Here is a 19,122-nt window from a genome sequence, read left to right on the forward strand (position 1 = left end):
CCATGGCCTCAGCGACACCCGCAAGCCATGGCCCGGGGGCTTCCCATAGCGCGGCTGCCTCCCCCACGGAAGCCAACGCCAGCCCCTTTACCGCGACGATGGCCCATCACACCGCCGGCGTCGATGAACGCTCGGATCGTTCGCCGCCACCGCTGCGCGAGGACCTGGTGCTGGTGGATGCGGGCCGTGATCGCCACGGCGAGCCCCAGTGGTCGATCCAGGACCCGGTGACCAATCGCTTCTACCGGATCGGCTGGCTCGAGTTCGAGTGTCTGGCGCGCTGGGGGGCGAGTCCCGCGCGGATTCGCGACGAGATCGCCGCCCAGACGCCGATGCAGCCGTCGCTCGAGCAGGTGCTCGAACTAGTGGACTTTCTCGAGCATCACCGTCTCTTGCGGGCCGGGCCCGACGCTACCGACCGCATGGCCCGCGAGGCCGCCACAGGCGCCGCCTGGCGCAAGCTGTCCTGGTGGCTGCATCACTATCTGTTCTTTCGCCTGCCGCTGGTGCGCCCGCAGCGCTTTCTTGGCGCCGTGGTGCGCGCCCTGCCCTGGCTGTTCAGCCGTGGCATGGTCACGGCGGTGCTGTTGCTCGGACTGCTCGGGCTGGTGCTGGTGGTGCGCCGCTGGGACCACTTTACCCACGCGGTGATGGACGCCTTCTCGCTGTCGGGCATACTCAGTTTCGCCTGTGCGCTGGTGGTGGCCAAGGCCTGCCACGAACTCGGCCATGCCCTGGTGGCGACCCGGCTGGGGGTAAAGGTGGCGCATATGGGCGTCGCCTTTATCGTGCTGTGGCCGATGCTCTACACCGACACCGGCGAGAGCTGGAAACTCAGGCGCAGCCGATCGCGGCTGGCGATCTCGTCGGCGGGCATGCTGGTGGAGCTTGGCCTGGCAGGCCTGGCGACCCTTGGCTGGGTGCTGACCGAGCCGGGCGCCGTCAATTCGGCACTTCTGTACCTGGCCACCACCAGCTGGGTGCTGAGCCTGGCGATCAACGCAAGTCCCTTCATGCGCTTCGACGGCTACTTCGTGCTGACCGATCTGCTCGACTTCCCCAACCTGCACGAGCGCGCCGGCGCCCAGGCCCGTGTGTGGCTGCGCCGTCGACTGCTGGGGCTCGACGAGGCCTGGCCGGAGCCCTTTCCCCGTCATCAGCGACGTTCGCTGGTGCTGTTCGCCTTCGCCACCTGGCTGTATCGGCTGGTGCTGTTCCTCGGCATCGCACTGGCCGTCTATCATCTGTTCTTCAAGGCGCTGGGCATCGTCCTGTTCGCCGTGGAAATAGCCTGGTTCATCCTGATGCCCGTCACCCGAGAATTGCAGCACTGGTGGTCCCATCGCCGCGCCGTCCCCCGGCGCTTTCGCCTGGCCTGGCTGTTGGCCCTCGGCCTACTGCTGTTGCTGGCCTGCCTGCCCCTGCAGACCCGCGTCAGCGGGCCTGGCGTGCTCCACGCCGAGCGCGAGCTGACCCTGTACTCGCCGTTTCCCGCACGTCTGGAGACCATCGCCGCCTCCGGGCGGGTCGAGCGGGAGGCGGCCCTGGTGCGGCTGAGCGAGCCGGATATCCGACGTCGCGAGCTGGCCCAGGAAAGCGAGCTCGACCTGCTGGAGGCCGAACTGGCGGGGCTGCTCGACGCCGACGATGGGCGTAATCGCGACAGCGCTACCCTGGCGCTACACCGCGTCAGCGAAAGCGGACGTCAGGCCGCCCGGCGGGAGCAGCAGCGACTGGTCATCAACGCCCCCTTCGCCGGCGAATGGCAGCGCTTCGATCGACAACAGACGCCGGGGCAATGGGTCGCGACCCGAGAGCCGCTGGGCGTACTGGTGGACCCCTCGACCTGGGTCATCGATGCCTACGTGCCTCAGGACGAGGTCCACCGCCTGAGTCCTGGCGCTCGGGTGCGCTTTCTGGTGGAAGGGCACACCCGACCACTGGCCGGACACGTCACCAGCATCGGTGCCACCCGCGCCGAGCACCTGAGTCACCCCCTGCTGGCGGCACGCCACGGCGGCCCGTTGTCCACCTACGAGGACCCGGAGGAGCGCGGCAAGTTGCGTCTTGAACGCGCGCTGATCGCGATCGAAGCCCGCCTGGATAGCCCCTGGACAGGCGGCAGGCAGGCCGCTGGCCAATTGCACATCGACGCCGAGCGTCAGAGCCTGGTCGGCCAGTTCACTACCTGGCTCGCTTCGGTGGTGATCCGCGAGAGTGGCTTCTAAGGAGGCTCGCCCCGCTCTGGACTTGCCTGCCCGCGAGCCCATCAGCGCTGCCACTGTGCCCTATTGTCGCTATGCCCCGTTGTCGCTGTGCCGCGTTGTCACTAAGGCGCATTGTCACTATGTTGCACATTCGCTAGCATCGTCACTGCATTCGCCAGGAGCAAGTCAGTGGCCGTCCCATCTCGCAGCAACAGCAAACGCCCCAGCGTGGCCGACTACCTGGCCGAGGCCATCTTCGGCGGACGCTATCGCCCCGGCGACTTCGTGCCCAAGGAGGTCGACCTGGCCGAACAGTTTGCGCTGAACCGTTCGGCGGTCAGGAGCGACCTGCGCCAGCTGGTGGACGTGGGCATCATCGAACGCATTTCCGGCCACGGCTCCAAGGTGCGCGAGGTCGAGGCCTGGAACATCCTCGACCCGTCGGTCACCGACTGGATGACCCGCTACGCGGCTCCCAATCCCGAGATCCAGCGCGAGATCCTGAGCTTCCGCCTCGACGTCGAGCCCTACGTGGCGATGACCGCAGCCCGCCGCGCGACGGCCCGCGATCTGGTCGCCATCGAGGAGGCCTTCGAGGGCATGGAAAGCGCCATGAACGCCGCCGAGGGCGACGCCAAGCGCTTGCACAGCGATCACGACATCGCCTTCCATGTGGCCATCTTCAAGGCCACCCGCAATATCGTCTGGTCCCAGCTCTCGCATATCCTGCGCCCCTCGATCTACCTGCTGATCGAGACCTCCAACGAAAGCGCCAGCGACCCCGAGGACAGCCTCGAGCGTCACCGCGAGCTGATGGAGGCGATACGCACGCGGCGTCCCCAGGACGCCTTTCGCGCCGCCCAGGCGGTGCTCGCCGGTACCGCCGATGCCCTGGGCATCAAGCCCGGCGACTCGGTGCTCGGCAGCGACCTGGAGTTGCCTCCTACCGGCTAGTCAAGGCCCTGTGGGAGCCGCCATGCTATGCTGGCGGCCTGGCGCAGCCCACGCACCCGCCAGCCCCGTCCCCCTCGCCTAGCCCGTCAAAAAGGACCTTTGACATGGCCTCCGTGTATGATTTCAAGCCTCGTTTTCAAGCCCTGCTGCGTCCCTTGGTGGGCCGCCTTCACCAGCGTGGCGTCAGCGCCAATCAGGTCACCCTGCTGGCCGCCGTGCTGTCACTGCTGGTGGCGGCAGTGGTTGGCCTCAACGTGCAGACGCAGCTCTGGTTCGTACTGATCGCACTGTGGCTTCCCCTGCGTATGGCGCTCAACGCCATCGACGGCATGCTCGCCCGTGAACACGGCCAGCAGACGGCCCTGGGCGGCTATCTCAACGAGCTTTGCGACGTGGTCTCGGACGCCGCCCTGTTCGTTCCCTTCGCGTTGCTGCCCGAGACGGGCCCCGGCGCCGTCCTGATCGCCATGGTGCTGGCGATCATCGTCGAGTACGCCGGCGTCATGGGCCCCCTGGTCGGCGCCACCCGTCGCTATGATGGCCCCATGGGCAAGAGCGATCGCGCCCTGGTCATCGGCATGCTCGCCCTGGTGGTGGCGGTGGGCCTGGCGGCAGGCTGGTTTATCGCAGCGGTATTCTGGCTGATGGCGGTGCTGATGCTGGTCTCGCTGTACCATCGCGTCCAGCGTGGCATCGCCGAGGCCACTGGAGACGACAAGACCCCGGCGCCTTGATCTCGCCGGGGTCCCACCATCAGCAGGCGTGGCACCTAAGATGCAGGACGACAGCCCCGTTCACCATGGGCAACCCGCCTGCTGCCCAACCCGAACGCATGGGTTACTCGTAGGCCATCTGCTCAAGCTCCCGTCCACGGGTCTCCTTGACCCACTTCATCACGAACACCACTGAGCAGGCCGCGAAGAAGGCGTAGACACCATAGGCCCCGGCAAGGCCGATTCCCGCCAGCATGATCGGGAAGGTCATGGTGATGGCGAAGTTGGCCAGCCATTGGAACAGCCCCGAGACCGCCAGTCCCGAACCGCGCACCTGATTGGGGAACATCTCACCGAGCATCACCCACATCACCGGCCCCCAGGACACATTGAAGAACAGCACATAGGCATTGGCCGCCAGCAGCGCCAGCACCCCCATGTCACCGGCCAAGGCCAGCTTTCCGTCGACCATGCTGGCGGTGGAGAAGGCGTAGGCCAACAGGCACAGGGTCAGCGCCATACCCACTGAACCTGCCCACAAGAGCGGCTTGCGACCGATCCGATCGATCAGCGCGATGGCGATCAGACAGGCGCCGATCGACACCGCACCGCTGATCACGTTGATCAGCAGGGCATCACCCTCGGAGAAGCCCACCGCCTGCCACAGCACCGCACCGTAGTAGAACACCACGTTGATCCCGACCAGCTGCTGGAACACCGCCAGCCCGATACCGACCCAGACGATGCCGTGCACCTTGCCACTGGTGGCGTTGATCAGATCCCTGAGGCTCGGCACATGGTCGGCGTTCAGCGACGCCTTGATCTCGGCGACCTTGGCCTGCCCCGCCTGCTCGCCGAGCAGGGTGACCAGCACCCGTGTCGCCTTGTCGTCGCGTCCGCGGCTGATCAGAAAACGCGGGCTCTCCGGGATACCCAGCAGTGCCAGCAGAAAGATCGCCGCCGGCAGCATCTCGATCCAGAACATCCAGCGCCAGGCGTCGAAGCCGAACCACAGACTGGCGGTGGAGGCGCCGGCGATCTTGGCCAGCACATAGTTGCTGACGAAGGCGATAAACAGCCCCGAGATGATCGCCACCTGCTGGATCGTGGCCAGCCGTCCGCGCCGCTCGGCCGGCGCCACCTCGCTGATGTAGGCCGGCGTCATCACGCTGGCCGCGCCCACCGCCATGCCGCCAAGCACCCGGTAGATCACGAACTCCAGCGAGCCGGTCGCCACCCCGGAGCCCCAGGCGCTGACCAGAAAGAACACCGCCGACACGATCAGCAGCGCACGACGGCCGTAGCGATCGGCCAGGCGGCCGGCGAAGAAGGCACCGATGGCGCAACCCAGCAGCATCGAGGCCACGTTGAAGCCGGTGCCGACGCTGTCGGAGTCGAAGGCCGTCTGCAGACCATCGACGGTGCCGTTGATCACGCCGCTGTCGAAGCCGAACAGAAAACCGCCGATGGCGGCGATACAGCAGATGGCGAACACATAGCGTTGTCGCTTGAGCGAGGCGGCGTCCGCCGCTGAGGATACGATAGGCATGCTGAACTCCTTGTTGTTGTGATATCGCAGTTGAAAAAAGGCTGGGTCACAGCCAGCCGGCGTCCACCCAGTGGTTGTGCGCGGTACAGCCGCTGGCCGCGTCGGAAGCGAGAAACACCACCATCGCCGCGACGTGATGAGGCTCGAGGCGCACCTTGAGCTTCTGCTCGGCGACGATCTGGGCCTCCTGTTCGGCGCTGTACCAGCGTGACTGGCGCGGCGTCTTGATGTTGCCGGGGATCACGCAGTTGACCCGGATGCCCTGTTCACCCAGTTCCTGGGCCAGCGCCCGGGTCAGCCCCTCGATACCGGCCTTGGCCGTCTCGTAGAGCGCCAGCCCTGCCTGGCCCAGGTGCCAGCTGATCGAGCCGAGGTTGATCACCGCTCCGCCGCCACGCCTGGCCATGCCCGGCGCCACCGCCTGGGTGGCGAACACCAGGTGGCGGAGGTTCACGGCGATGCGTTCGTCGAAATAGGCCGGGGTGATGTCCGCCAGACGATGGCGATCGTCGTTGGCCGCGTTGTTGACCAGCACATCGACATCACCGATCGCGCTCAGCACCTCGTCGAGACGCGCCAGATCGGTCAGGTCGCAGTGATGGAATTGCAGCCGATCGCGGCAGGCACCCTGCTCGGTCAGACGCGCCACCAGCGCCTGTGATGGCGCCTCGGCGAGGTCGAGAAAGTGCACCTCGGCGCCCTGCTCGACAAAGGCTTCCACCAGCCCCTCTCCAATTCCCGAGCCGCCACCGGTGATGACCACCCGCCTGCCCGCAAGGCCTGGATAAAGCGCCACCGGCGCTCGAGATTCCTTCGTCATGTCAGCGTGACTCCCGTTGCTGTTGTAGGGGTTGTACCTAAGCCATCCAGGACTTGCCTGGAAGCGCCTGCGCTCATCGACGTATCGGCTTGGCCTGTTGGAGGCGGCGCGCGTCACCTCTTTCGCCTTTCGATCGGCGAAGTCTTTCGATTGGCGAAGCCTTTCGTCTGGCGAGATCCGTTCGTTCGACGAGAGATGTTTGTTATTTCTCTTTACTAATATTTCGTTAGTAATTTGTCCTAACTAAGTGCACAGTCTTGTCGAGTCGGACGCCTTGTGCCATTGCACTTATGTCGAACAGTAGCCTCCCTGCGGAAAGGAGGCACCTGGCATCGCGCCGAGTTACTCAGGCTCCCTGGTCGCGCGATGTAGCGGGAGATACAGCCGCGCGATGTAGCGGGAGGTGCAGTCGCGCGATGCAGTTGGGCGATGCAGTCGGGAGATGCAGTCGGGCGATGCAGTCGGGCGCTGCAGTCGGGCGCTACTGTCCGGCGCTGCGGCCCGTCGCCCGCCTTGATACACTCGACGCGACCTTCCCCATCCCTGACAGGGTCGGAGACTTTCGTTCATGACCGCCTCTTCCACCGCCGGCGACCTAGGTGCGCTCAAGTCACGCAACCGCGCCTCTCTGCTGGAGTGGCTGCGCCGCCAGCCCGGGCTGACCCGTGCCGAGCTTGCCCAGCGCACCGCCCTGACCAAGGTAACCGTCGGCGCCGCCGTACAGACGCTGCTGGACCAGGGCTGGCTGGTCGAAGGCGATCTGCTGCGTGGGGGTAGCGGCCGCCCCGGACGGGCGCTGTCCCTCAATCCCGACAGCCATGCCATCCTGGGCATCGAGATCGGGGTCCATGGACTGCACGTGCTGGCCATCAACTTTCATGGCCAGATCCTGGCCCAGCGACACCAGGCCGCGGTGCCGACCCGGCCAGACGATACCCTGGATCAGATCGTGCCCATGGTGCGCGAGCTTATCCGGACGGCGCTTTCACACAGGACACTGCTCGGTGTGGGACTGGCGGTGCCGGGGCCGACGTCGCCGGAGCAGTCGCGGCTTAGCCTGGCGCCCAACCTGGGCTGGCGAGACGTCCCGCTGCTCGAGATGCTCAGGCAGCGCCTGCCGGAACTCGACGATGTTTCGAGACGATTCTGGTGCATGGACAACGAGGCCAAGGCAGCGGCCTTTGGCGAGCTCTATTGCAGCCCGTCCAGCGGCCAGGAGGCCGCGACGCCGTCGTCACTGTTGTACGTCAGCGCGGCCACCGGGATCGGCAGCGGGCTGGTAGTGCAAGGCACGCCGCCCCGGGTGATTCGCGGCGTGCATGGGCTGGCCGGCGAGATCGGCCACACACTCCTGGCGCCGGGGGGCAAGCCGTGTCACTGCGGCAACCACGGCTGCGCCGAGACCCTGGTCAGTGGCTGGGCCCTGCGTAACGCCCTGGGTATCGAGGCCGGCGCCTCCTTGAGCGAAGGCATCAAGCATCACCGCGACCCCGACCTGGTGGCCGAGACCCTCAACCAGGCAGGGGAAGCCCTGGGCCTGCTGCTGCTCAATCTCCACCTCACCCTGAATCCCGAGCGCATCGTCATCGGTGGCTCGCTGGTGAAGCTGGGCGCACCGCTGCTGGACCCGGCGCTTGCGTTCTTCACTCGTCATCAGAACCATCTGCTGCCACAGGCGCCGCCGATCCCGGTGCGCATCCTCGACGACAGCCTGGCGACCGCCGCCCGCGGCGCTGCCGCCCAGGTACTGTGCCAGCTGCTGGCTCGCCACGACGAATTCGCCACTGACGAATAACCCGCTGCTTCTGAAGGGTTCAGCTCACACCAGGTGAGCGACGGCGTCGTGGGTCATCGAGAGATCGACGCGAAGTGTCGTGTTCAGGCGCTGCCATCATCGTCGACGAAGGCCTCGGTGGCCTGACGATGCCCCAGCATCAGGGCGTCGGCCACCTGCTGCAGCGGCGTGATGTCCATATCGCTGTGGCCAGCCTCGAGCAAGCTGTGGAAGTGCGCGTAGACCCCCTGGTATTCGCGCTCCGGCTCATCGATCAGGGTCTCACCATCGACGATAAGACGGGCGCCCCCCGCCTCCAGGGTCAAGGTTCCCCCATCGGTGACGAAGGTCATCTCCCAGCACGGCGGGTCCTCGTGGCGAAAGTCGAAGTCACCGCTCAGCAGGACGCCATCGGCGGTACGCCATTCAAGCGTCGCCGCGATGGGTGTCTGGGCGTTGGCGGGCACCACCAGATTGGCCCGCTTCAAGAAGAACGGATCGGGCAGCAGTGCGGCAACGATGGACAGGGCGTTGATGCCCGGATCGAACACCCCCATGCCGCCGGCTTCCCACAGCCAGGCCTGGCCTGGATGCCACACCCGCACGTCCTCGTGCCAGCGAATATCGACGCCCTCGACCCGGCGTCCAGCGAGCCAGTCAGCGGCCGCGGCGATGCCCGGGGCAAAGCGCGAGTGCCAGGCGGCGAACAGCGTAAGTCCCACCTTTTCGGCCTGTGCCTTGAGGTCCTGCACCTCGGCCAGGGTGGCACCCGGCGGCTTTTCCAACAGCACCGCCTTGCCACGGGCCAGCGCCTGACTGGCGAGCCTGTGGCGCAGATGGGCAGGGGTGCAGATCGCCACGGCGTCGATATCCGGCGCGGCGTCGAGCATCTCCTCGAGACTGGCGTAGGACGCCACGCCATCCAGGCGCGAATGAGGGTCCGCCGACGCCACCAGCTCAAGTCCTTCGGTGGCACGGATGGCGTCCAGATGCTGGTCTCGGACGATCTTGCCGGCGCCGGCCACGCCCAGTCGAAACGGCTTCGCTTTCATCTGCTCCATCTCTCCCCTCTCCTCCAACTTTTCCCCTCATCCATCTCTTCCATCTCCATCAGCGCCCCCGTCTTCTTTCCTGCCTCTCTTGGCTCTCTTGGCTCTCTTGGCTCTCTTTCCTCTCCCCCCCCTCTCTTGCCTTCCTCCCGTCGACGCACGCCACCGTCAAGCGGGCCGACGAAAGGCCGCCAGCTTAACGCAAGAACAAGGGCAAGAGCAGGCGCCAGGGCCAGGCCAGACGGTCTGCCGTCGGAGCAGGGGGTTCAGCCACCCAGCAGGCCGGGGCGGTGGGCGCCGGAGCTTGACCACTGCTTGAACGCCGAGGCCACTTCTTCGGCCAGGGCATCGACCGCAGCGGTTGCCCCTGGCGTTCGCAACAGCACCAGTTGATAGTGCCCCAGTGGTGGCAGCCCTTCGGACTCTGCCAGGGTGACCAGTGGCGGCTCCACCAGGCTGCGAGGCAAGGCGGACACCGCCAGGTCGGCGTCGAGTATCGCCAGATGGCCGGCGCAGTTCTCGCTGACGTAGGCGATGCGATAGTCGACATTGGCCCCATCCAGCGCCGACAGGGCAAGCTTTCGCCAGGCACAGCCGGCGTTGGCCACCGCCAGCGGCAGCGGTCGCCGCTGGTGCGCCGCCCCTCCTCCGCGTCCAACCCATGCCAGCGCTTCCCGGTGGACCACCTCACCCCGGGCGCCAGCCAGGCCTTGCGTGCCGGCGGTGATCAGCGCCACGTCGACCTCGCCGGCGTCCAGCCGCGCCACCAGATCCTCACTCGGCGCCACGGTCACGTCCACCTGGACCTCGGGAAAGCTCCGCGCAAACCGCGAAAGCACCCACGGCAGTACCCGGGTCCCGACGTCGTCAGAGGTGCCCAGGCGAACGCCGCCCTGCAGCGGCGCCTGCAGAAACTGGGAGACCGTCTCGTGGTTGAGCTGCAACAGACGCCGGGCATAGCCCAAAAGCTTTTCGCCCTCGGGCGTCGGCACCACTCGACGCGCATGGCGCAGCAGCAGCCGCTGTTCGAGCGTCGCCTCGAGGGTCTTGACCTGCATGCTCAGGGCAGAGGGTGTGCGATGCACCTGTTTTGCCGCACGGGAAAAGCTGCCATGTTCCACGATGGCAACGAAGTTGCGGACGATGTCGAGATCCAGCAGCGGCAACGGACGTGCGCTCAAATGGTCGCTGTGCATGTCACTACTATTTTCAATTTATCTGAAAATAAAGTGTAGAGACTTTCGCTGGAATGAACCACAGAGGACGACCATGCTGGCAGACATCCCGATACCGATCGGGACAGGACGCAAGGAGGTGCGCCATGCGCTTCCTGCGAGCGCGAACAGCGACGACGTCTCACCGCCTGCCCGCGCGCCAACGTTGCGAACTGGCCACCCCGTGCAGACGGTGGTTGAACCACACTCTGGAGGTAGACCATGCGCCCTTTTGATCCTCCCCTGCACCAGCATGATCGCAGACGCAGACGTTCGACTCGGCTACCCGAGATCGTGCTGCCATGCTCTCCGCCGCTGGGCTTGATCTCGACCCTGGAGCGCTGGGTCAGGCGAGCCTTGCGCCGGCATGACGAACGAACCTGATCCGACACCCTGCCCGTCAACTTGCCCGGGCACCCACCGACAAAACAGCCCGCCCCCGTCAACGACGGGGGCGGGCTGGCTGGCGGTATCAGCACGGGTTGACGTGCGTCGTTCAGTGATTGTCCCTGGGCGGACTCTGGCGCGCCACGTCACGGTAGGCGTCGGCGCCGCGCAGGGTCATGCCGCGATCCAGTGGTTCGATCAGGGTGCGCTGGATCTCCTGCCACGGCGTCTGGTGGGCCGGATAGGGATAGCCGCCCTGGGCGTCGAGACGCTGTCGACGCTGGGTGATTTCGTCATCGTCCACCAGCAGGCGGACCTCGCAGCGTCCCAGATCCACGCGTAGTCGATCGCCGGTCTGGACCAGCGCCAGCGGCCCGCCGGTGGCGGCTTCCGGCGAGGCGTTGAGGATCGAGGGCGACCCCGACGTCCCCGACTGGCGTCCGTCGCCCAGACACGGCAGCGACTCGATCCCCTGGCGAATCAGCGCCTCCGGCGGTTGCATGTTGACCACCTCGGCACCGCCAGGGTGGCCCACCGGCCCCGCCCCTCGCATGATCAGGATGGTGCTGGCGTCGATACCGAGTTCGGGATCGTCGATGCGGGCGTGGTAGTCCTCGGAGCCGTCGAACACCACCACCCGGCCCTCGAAGGCCTCCGGGTCGTCGGGGTTCTCGAGAAAACGCCGGCGGAAGTCCGGCGAGATCACGCTGGTCTTCATCAGCGCCGAGTCGAACAGGTTGCCCTTGAGGTTCAGGAAGCCGGCGTGTTCGACCAGCGGATTGTCGAAGCGTCGAATGACCTCCTCGTCCAGGGTCTCGCGGCCCGCGATGCTGTCGGCCAGGCGACGACCGTCGACGCCGGTGACGTCGCCGTGCAGCAGTCCGCGCTCGAGCAGCTCGTGCTGTACCGCCGGCACCCCGCCGGCACGATGGAACTCCTCACCCAGGTAGGCACCCGCCGGCATCACGTTGGCCAGCAGCGGAATCCGGTGGCCCAGCCGCTGCCAGTCGTCGTTGTCGAGCGCAACGCCTGCATGGCGGGCGATGGCGTTGACGTGGATCGGCGCATTGGACGATCCCCCCAGCGCCGAACACACCACCACCGCGTTCTCGAACGCCTCGCGCGTCAGGATGTCGAGCGGGCGCAGGTCCTGCCATACCATCTCGACCGCGCGCTGGCCGGTGTCGTAGGCGACCATCGCGCGTTCCTTGTAGGGCCCGGGAATCATCGCCGACCCCGGCAGGCTCATGCCCAGCGCCTCGGCCATGGAATTCATGGTGGAGGCGGTGCCCATGGTGTTGCAGTGGCCCACCGAAGGCGCCGAGTCGCTGGCCCGGGCAAGAAACTCGGCGTAGTCGATGTCGCCGGCGGCCAGGCGCTTTCTCAGCTCCCAGATGATGGTGCCGGAGCCGACCCGCTCGTTGCCCCGCCAGCCGTTGAGCATGGGGCCGCCGGACAGCACGATGGCCGGAATGTTGACCGTCGCCGCCGCCATCAAACAGGCCGGGGTGGTCTTGTCACAGCCGGTGGTCAGCACCACGCCGTCCAGCGGGTAGCCGTGCAGCACTTCCACCAGGCCCAGGTAGGCCAGGTTGCGGTCCAGCGCCGCCGTGGGCCGGCGCACGTTCTCGTGGATCGGATGCAGGGGAAACTCGAAGGGCACCCCGCCGGCGGCGCGAATACCGTCCTTGACCCGCTTGACCAGCTCGATGTGGTGACGATTGCAGGGGGTCAGGTCGGAACCGGACTGGGCGATGCCGATGATCGGCTTGCCCGAGGTCAGCTCATCGAGGGTCACCCCGTAGTTGAGGTAGCGCTCGATGCACAGCGCAGTGGTACCCGGGTGGTCGGGGTTGTCGAACCACCAGCGGGAACGCAGCTGGTCGGGGGTAAGGCGGGGGCGCTGGGTCATGGTGTTCTCCTGCGGTTGCCGCCGGCATGCGAGCGGCAACGGTCTGCCATTGGGTGCGAAGGTCGGGAGCGCTCAGTGGGAGTGTCGCGGAACGTCCGCGCCACGACAGCCCACCAGAAAGTCGAAGTCGCAGCCTTCATCGGCCTGCAGCACGTGCTCGATGTAGAGCTGACGGTAGCCGCCGCTGGAGGCGATACGGCGCGACGCCTCGGTGGGATCGCTGGCGGACAGGCGCCGCTCGAGCTCGGCCTCGTCGACGTCCAGATGCAGACGCCCGTCGTAGGCATCCAGCTCGATCCAGTCGCCGTTCTCTACCGCCGCCAGGGGACCGCCGGCCGCCGCCTCCGGCGCCACATGCAGGACCACGGTGCCATAGGCGGTACCGCTCATGCGAGCGTCCGAGATCCGCACCATGTCGGTCACGCCCTGGGCCAGGAGCTTCGCCGGCAGGCCCATGTTGCCCACCTCGGCCATGCCGTGGTAGCCCTTGGGACCGCAGTGCTTCATCACCAGCACGCTGTCGGCATCGACCTCCAGATCCGGGTCATTGATCCGCGCCTTGTAGTCGTCGAAGTTCTCGAACACCACCGCGCGACCACGGTGACGCATCAGCTCGGGGCTCGCCGCCGAGGGCTTGAGCACCGCTCCCTTGGGCGCCAGGTTGCCGCGCAGCACGCACATGCCACCGTCGTCCACCAGCGGGTTGTCCAGCTCACGAATCACCTGATCGTTGTAGAGCGGCGCATCCTTGACGTTGTCCCACAGGGTCTGGCCGTTGACCGTCAGCGCCTCCTTGTGGGGCAGGCGGTCTGCCTCACCGAGGCGCCGCAGCACCGCCGGAAGCCCGCCGGCGTAGTAGAACTCCTCCATCAGAAAGCGCCCCGACGGCTGCAGGTCGACGATGGTCGGGGTGCCACGCCCTACCCGGTTCCAGTCATCGAGCTCGAGCTCGACGCCCATGCGTCCGGCGATCGCCTTGAGGTGGATCACCGCATTGGTCGAGCCACCGATGGCGGCGTTGGTGCGAATGGCATTCTCGAAGGCCTCCCGGGTCAGCACCCGAGACAACCGCAGGTCCTCCTTGACCATGTCGACGATGCGATTGCCCGACAGGTGCGCCAGCACATAGCGGCGCGAGTCCACCGCAGGAATCGCCGCATTGTGGGGCAGCGACACCCCCAGCGATTCCGCCATGCAGGCCATGGTGGAGGCCGTGCCCATGGTGTTGCAGGTGCCGGCGGAGCGTGACATGCCGGCCTCTGCGGCCATGAAGTCGTGGATCGATATCTTGCCTGCCTTGACCTCCTCGGACAGCTGCCAGACCACGGTGCCGGAGCCGATATCCCGGCCCTTGTGCTTGCCGTTGAGCATCGGCCCGCCGGTGACCACGATGGCCGGGATGTCGCAGCTGGCCGCCCCCATCAACAGCGCCGGAGTGGTCTTGTCGCAGCCGGTCAGCAACACCACGCCGTCCAGCGGATTGCCGCGAATGGCCTCCTCCACGTCCATGCTCGCCAGGTTGCGGGTGAACATGGCGGTGGGACGCAGATTGGATTCGCCGTTGGAGAACACCGGGAACTCCACCGGGTAGCCGCCCGCCTCCAGCACCCCCTTCTTGACGTGCTCGGCCAGCTTGCGGAAGTGGGCGTTGCACGGTGTGAGCTCGGAGAAGGTGTTGCAGATACCGATGATCGGGCGGCCATCGAATTCGTGGTCAGGAATCCCCTGATTCTTCATCCAGCTGCGGTACATGAAGCCGTTCTTGTCCGCACTGCCGAACCACTCGGCGCTACGAAAGCGTGCCTTCCGGGGCACTTCGGTCGCCGCTTCGTCGCTTGCTGCCTCGACACCCACGCTTGGGGAATCCTGATCACTATCGGCCATTGCCTGGCTCCTTCAACTCTGTCACGGGGCGAGCGGCAACCGGTCTGCCTGCTGTCTCGGGCCAATCGCTGGCCTTTGACGTCATGGCGAATACCGACCCGCTCGTCGGGTCCTGGGCAAGCCTACGTCGCGGGCGCCACAAAGTACACACATACGAAAGTATATGTTGAACATACTCACGACTCGGTCAAGACTTGCCGCCACACCAATAACGATCACGCTCTCATCAGGGAGATCGACCATGCGAGCTATCCCCAGGCTTTCCCGTCTTGCCGCCTCCATCGGTGCGGCATCCATCGCCATCACTGCTGCCGCCAGTGCCCAGGCCGCTGAATACGAGTGGACCTTCCAGGCCTCCGAGACCGCCGGCGAGCCGAGCTTCAAGATCAAGCAGGAGTGGGCCGAGCGCATCGAGACCATGACCGATGGCCGTGTGGCCATCGAGGTGTTGCCGATCAACTCGGTGGTAGGTCCCACCGAAACCCTGCAGGCGGTGAGTTCCGGCATCCTGCAGGGCCATATGACCGACCCCAGCTACTTCTCCGGCCAGAACCCGGCCTTCGGCATGCTCGGCAACCTGGTGGGCGCCTGGAACGACCCCTATGACTTCCTCGAGTTCATGAACAACGCCGGCGGCGAGGATCTCTACAACGAGCTGGTGGAGCCCTACGGCGCCCATCTGGTGGCGGCGGCGACCTTCCCGCTGGAGTCGATCCCGTCCACGGTGGCCATCGAGTCGCTGGAAGACTTCGAGGGACTCAAGATCCGTGCGCCCCAGGGCATGGTCTACAACATCTTCGAGCGCATCGGCGCCACGCCGGTCAACCTGCCGGGCTCCGAGGTCTACACCGGCCTTGAGAAGGGCGTGATCGACGCCGCCGACTCCACGGTGCTGTCGAACAACGACGCCCAGGGCCTCCACGCCTTTGCGCCCTACCCGCTGTACCCGGGCTTCCACTCCATGCCGATGATCGCGGTATCGGTGAACAAGGATATCTGGGACGGCCTGCCCGAAGACCTTCAGACCACCCTCGAGACCGCCTTCGACGCCATGGCCTACGACCTGATCGCCCGACTCAAGGCCCAGGACATCGAAGCGCTTGCCCGTCTCCAGGAGGACCCGGAGGTTCACCCGTTCGACCTGCCCGACGAAGAACGCAAGGCCTTCCGTCAGGCGGCTGAACAGGAATGGCAGGAGTGGGCCGGCAAGAACGAGATGACCCAGAAGGTCTACGACGCCGCCACCGGCTTCCTGACCGCCCGCGGCCAACTGTAAGCCTCGCCAGCCGTCCTGCCCCCGATGGGGGCCCTGCCCCCCGGTCCAGCCTGCTGACACCGGGGGGCAGCTCCGTGACGACTTGCTGACCGCACCCGTGGTCGTGACCTTCAACCTGTTGACCAACGCCGCCAGCGGCCTGGAGCAACCATGACGCCTCCCTCCTCCCACAACACCCTCGCCGGATCGCCACATGACGGCGCCGGGCGGCCGCCTGATCCGTCACAAGAGCCTTCGCACGAGCCTTCGCATGATCCTTCACCCGAGCCTTCTCGCGGCCCGAACCCCGACCCGTCGGCGGACAGGACGCCCGAGCGTGCCCCCGATGTGGTGCGCAGTCGTTTCGATCGTGGCGTGGTCCGGGTGGCCCAGTTCGCCGCCTGGCTGGTGTTCATCGCCATGGCCATCAGCGTCTATGAGGTGATCATGCGCTACGGCTTCGGCGCGCCCACCTCCTGGGTCCACGAGAGCGTGGTCATGCTGGTGGCGGTCAGCTTCTGTCTCGGCGGCCCGGCCGCGCTGGCCTCCAACCGCCATATCCGGGTCAAGGTGCTCTACGACGCCGTGGGCCCGAGGTTCCGGCTGTGGCTCGACCGCTTCAACGACCTGGTCACCTTCGGCTTCTGCCTGGGCATGACCTACGCCGCCTGGGTGATGTTCTACGGCGCCTCCCACAACCCCCTCGGCGAGTGGCAGCTGGAGCGCTCCGGCACCTCCTGGAACCCGCCGTTCCCGGCCCTGGTCAAGGGCATGATCCTCGCCGCGGTGGCGATCATGTGCGTCCAGGCGCTGATTCACCTGATCCAGTCGATCAAGGGCAAGCCCGCCCCCGACGCACCCGAAGGAGGCGCTGACTGATGAGCATCGCAGACGGAACCCTGCTGCTGGTCGGCGCCATCTTCGCGCTGCTGGTCACCGGCCTGCCGCTGGCCTTTATCACCGGCCTGGTGGCGCTGGCCTTTACCTTCGGCTGGTTCGGCCCCAACGCCCTGCCGCTGGTGACCAGCCGGGTCTACGGCTTCGTCACCGAGTACTCGCTGGTGGCGGTGCCGATGTTCGTGCTGATGGCCTCGCTGCTCGACCGATCGGGCATCGCCAAGGATCTGTTCAACGCCATGCGGGTGTTCGCTGGGCGACTGCCCGGGGGCGTCGCCGTGCAGACCGTGGTGGTGGCCTTCTTCCTGGCCGCGCTGTCCGGCATCATCGGCGGCGAGATCGTGCTGCTCGGCATCCTGGCGCTGCCGCAGATGCTCCGCCTCGGCTACGACAAGCACCTGTCGATCGGCGTGGTCTGCGCCGGCGGGGCGCTCGGTACCATGATGCCGCCGTCCATCGTGCTGATCATCTACGGCCTGATCGCCAGCGTTTCCATCGCCGACCTGTTTACCGCGGCGATCACCCCGGCGGTGATCCTGATGCTGTCCTACATCGGTTATGTGCTGGTGCGCTGCCTGCGCAACCCCGCCATGGGCCCGCCTATGAGCGAGGAGGACCGCAACGCCGGCTTCGCCTCCAAGGGTGCCGCGCTGCGCTCGATCATCGTGCCGGCACTGATCGCCTTCATGGTGCTGGGCTCGATCTACGGTGGCGTGGCCTCGGTCACCGAGGCGGCGGCCATGGGCGTGTTCGGCGTGCTGCTGGCGGTGCTGGCCCGGGGCGAGTTCTCGTTCTCGATGATGCACCAGAGCCTGTCCCAGACCCTGGTGACCTGCGGCATGATCATCTGGATCGGCATCGGTGCCGCCGCCCTGGTCGGGGTCTACAACCTGATGGGCGGCAACCGCTTCATCTCCGGCATGATCATGGATCTGGACGTCTCGCCCATCGTGATCATCCTGGTGATGATGGCGATCCTGATCGTGCTCGGCATGTTCCTCGACTGGATCGGGGTGGCCATGCTGACCCTGCCGATCTTCGTGCCGATCATCGTGCAGCTGGGCTACAGCCCGATCTGGTTCGGCATCCTGTTCGCGGTGAACATGCAGGTGTCCTTCCTGTCGCCGCCGTTCGGACCCGCGGCCTTCTACCTGAAGGGCGTGGCGCCACCGGAGATCAGCCTCAAGGACATCTTCGTCTCGGTGCTGCCCTTTATCGCCCTGCAGCTATGTGTACTCGCGGCGCTGCTGGTGTGGCCCGAGATGGCCATGTGGCTGGTGCAATGACGCGGATCGGCCCCTCTCCGGGACCAGGCGCCAGGCTAGACGCCAGCAAAGCCACCTTTCCATAACGTCAACCCATACCTTTGTATGTTGACCATACACCACCCCAGAGGCGTAAGATGCCTCTGGGGCCAACCGTGAACCGGGACAAGGCGCCCACGTCACGCAAGGATATCGCCATGCATCATGACACCCCCGAGACCCTTCGCATCATCCAGTGCCGCCACCAGGGCAGCGTCAGGGCCGCCCTGGTCGAAGGACCGGACCGTGTGCGACTGACCGACGCCGACACCTATACCCTGGCACGCCGTGCGCTGGCCGAGGGCAAGGGCCTGGCGACCACGCTCAAGGAAAGCCTCGGTGACGAGACCCTCGACTACGCCGATCTGGTCGAGAGCGGTCAGCTACTGCCGCCGCTGACCCATCCGGATCCCGCGCACTGCCTGGTCACCGGCACCGGCCTGACCCATCTGGGTAGCGCCGATACCCGCAGCGCCATGCACGCCGACTCGTCCGAAACCGACGACGCCCAGCTGACCGACTCGATGCGCATGTTCAGGCTCGGCGTCGAGGGCGGCAAGCCCGCCGAAGGCCAGGTGGGCGCCCAGCCCGAGTGGTTCTACAAGGGGGATGGTGACTGCGTGGTGGCCCCCGAGGCGCCGCTGCCCTGGCCATCCTTTGCCGAGGATGCAGGCGAAGAGCCGGAACTCGCCGGGCTCTACCTCATCGATGATCAGGGCCGCCCCCATCGGCTGGGCTTCGCCATCGGCAACGAATTCTCGGATCACATCACCGAACGCTACAACTACCTGTGGCTGGCCCACTCGAAGCTTCGCGCCTGCAGTTTCGGCCCCGAACTGCTGATCGGTGAACTACCCTCTCATCTGGAGGGTACTTCGCGTATCACCAGAGACGGCGAGACCCTGTGGGAGAAGCCGTTCTTGACCGGCGAGGACAACATGGCGCACAGCATCGCCAACCTGGAGCACCACCACTTCAAGTACCCAGGTTTCCGTCGGCCCGGTGACGTCCACGTCCATTTTTTCGGCACCGCCACCCTGAGCTTCGCCGACGGTGTCAGTGTCAAACCGGGCGAGCGCTACGAGATCGAGCTACCGGCCTTCGGGCGTCCACTGCGTAATCCGCTGGCGCCGCCCACCGAGGACGAAGAACAGACCAGCGTCACGCCGATGTAATCGACCGGAGACAGGCTTCGACTGTCCC

General features: G+C 66.3%; 14 protein-coding genes. 8 read left to right on the forward strand and 6 right to left on the reverse strand.

The genetic code is table 11. The features are described from left to right. Positions 1–2: 2 nt before the first annotated feature. From NFG58_RS10805 to NFG58_RS10815, 3 genes are all read left to right on the forward strand, one after another. Positions 3–2,228 (forward strand): HlyD family efflux transporter periplasmic adaptor subunit, encoded by a 2,226-nt coding sequence (locus NFG58_RS10805; protein ID WP_348826465.1) that lies wholly within the window; start codon positions 3–5, stop codon positions 2,226–2,228. Positions 2,229–2,396: 168 nt separating this feature from the next. Next, the gene (locus tag NFG58_RS10810) at positions 2,397–3,161 is read left to right on the forward strand and encodes an FCD domain-containing protein (RefSeq protein ID WP_231498686.1); all 765 of its coding nucleotides are present in this window, start codon (positions 2,397–2,399) and stop codon (positions 3,159–3,161) included. A gap of 104 nt (positions 3,162–3,265) precedes the next feature. Beyond that, positions 3,266–3,895, forward strand: a complete 630-nt coding sequence (locus tag NFG58_RS10815) for a CDP-alcohol phosphatidyltransferase family protein (protein ID WP_045994537.1) — start codon at positions 3,266–3,268, stop codon at positions 3,893–3,895. Between the two features lie 103 nt (positions 3,896–3,998). On the opposite strand, the gene NFG58_RS10820 is transcribed toward NFG58_RS10815, so the two are convergent. Next, positions 3,999–5,423 (reverse strand): sugar porter family MFS transporter, encoded by a 1,425-nt coding sequence (locus NFG58_RS10820; RefSeq protein ID WP_108133332.1) that lies wholly within the window; start codon positions 5,421–5,423, stop codon positions 3,999–4,001. A 46-nt stretch (positions 5,424–5,469) separates the two neighbouring features. Then, positions 5,470–6,243: an SDR family oxidoreductase gene (locus NFG58_RS10825; protein ID WP_348826466.1), complete on the reverse strand. Its 774-nt coding sequence runs from the start codon at positions 6,241–6,243 to the stop codon at positions 5,470–5,472. A 568-nt stretch (positions 6,244–6,811) separates the two neighbouring features. Here NFG58_RS10825 and NFG58_RS10830 point away from each other — a divergent pair. Beyond that, the gene (locus tag NFG58_RS10830; protein ID WP_348826467.1) at positions 6,812–8,038 is read left to right on the forward strand and encodes an ROK family transcriptional regulator; all 1,227 of its coding nucleotides are present in this window, start codon (positions 6,812–6,814) and stop codon (positions 8,036–8,038) included. A gap of 83 nt (positions 8,039–8,121) precedes the next feature. Here NFG58_RS10830 and NFG58_RS10835 read toward each other — a convergent pair whose 3' ends face one another. From NFG58_RS10835 to NFG58_RS10850, 4 genes are all read right to left on the reverse strand, one after another. Continuing rightward, the gene (locus tag NFG58_RS10835) at positions 8,122–9,069 is read right to left on the reverse strand and encodes a Gfo/Idh/MocA family oxidoreductase (RefSeq protein ID WP_348826468.1); all 948 of its coding nucleotides are present in this window, start codon (positions 9,067–9,069) and stop codon (positions 8,122–8,124) included. 263 nt (positions 9,070–9,332) lie between these two features. Next, positions 9,333–10,262, reverse strand: coding sequence for a LysR substrate-binding domain-containing protein (locus NFG58_RS10840; RefSeq protein WP_348826469.1), 930 nt, complete (start codon positions 10,260–10,262; stop codon positions 9,333–9,335). A gap of 514 nt (positions 10,263–10,776) precedes the next feature. Beyond that, positions 10,777–12,579: an IlvD/Edd family dehydratase gene (locus NFG58_RS10845; RefSeq protein WP_222516729.1), complete on the reverse strand. Its 1,803-nt coding sequence runs from the start codon at positions 12,577–12,579 to the stop codon at positions 10,777–10,779. Between the two features lie 72 nt (positions 12,580–12,651). Continuing rightward, positions 12,652–14,463 carry an IlvD/Edd family dehydratase gene (locus NFG58_RS10850; protein ID WP_253551600.1) on the reverse strand — a complete coding sequence of 604 codons (1,812 nt, stop codon included), beginning with the start codon at positions 14,461–14,463 and terminating at the stop codon, positions 12,652–12,654. A gap of 241 nt (positions 14,464–14,704) precedes the next feature. On the opposite strand from NFG58_RS10850, the gene NFG58_RS10855 reads away from it, so the two are divergent. The 4 genes from NFG58_RS10855 to araD1 all read left to right on the forward strand — a co-directional run bounded on the left by NFG58_RS10855 (position 14,705) and on the right by araD1 (position 19,094). Then, entirely contained in the window at positions 14,705–15,739 is a 1,035-nt protein-coding gene (locus NFG58_RS10855; protein WP_045994710.1) for a TRAP transporter substrate-binding protein, read from the forward strand. Positions 15,740–15,889: 150 nt separating this feature from the next. Beyond that, entirely contained in the window at positions 15,890–16,597 is a 708-nt protein-coding gene (locus NFG58_RS10860; RefSeq protein ID WP_348826470.1) for a TRAP transporter small permease subunit, read from the forward strand. Further along, complete coding sequence (locus tag NFG58_RS10865) at positions 16,597–17,901, forward strand: TRAP transporter large permease subunit (RefSeq protein WP_287165582.1); 1,305 nt, start codon at positions 16,597–16,599, stop codon at positions 17,899–17,901. Before NFG58_RS10860 ends, NFG58_RS10865 begins: the two co-directional genes overlap by 1 nt. A 176-nt stretch (positions 17,902–18,077) precedes the next feature. Continuing rightward, on the forward strand, positions 18,078–19,094 hold the full coding sequence (gene araD1, locus NFG58_RS10870; RefSeq protein WP_348826471.1) for an AraD1 family protein: 1,017 nt from the start codon (positions 18,078–18,080) through the stop codon (positions 19,092–19,094). The last annotated feature ends 28 nt before the right edge of the window (positions 19,095–19,122 follow it).

Origin of the sequence: Halomonas sp. RT37 (assembly GCF_040070525.1) — a bacterium.
Taxonomy (GTDB): Bacteria; Pseudomonadota; Gammaproteobacteria; order Pseudomonadales; family Halomonadaceae; genus Halomonas; species Halomonas litopenaei.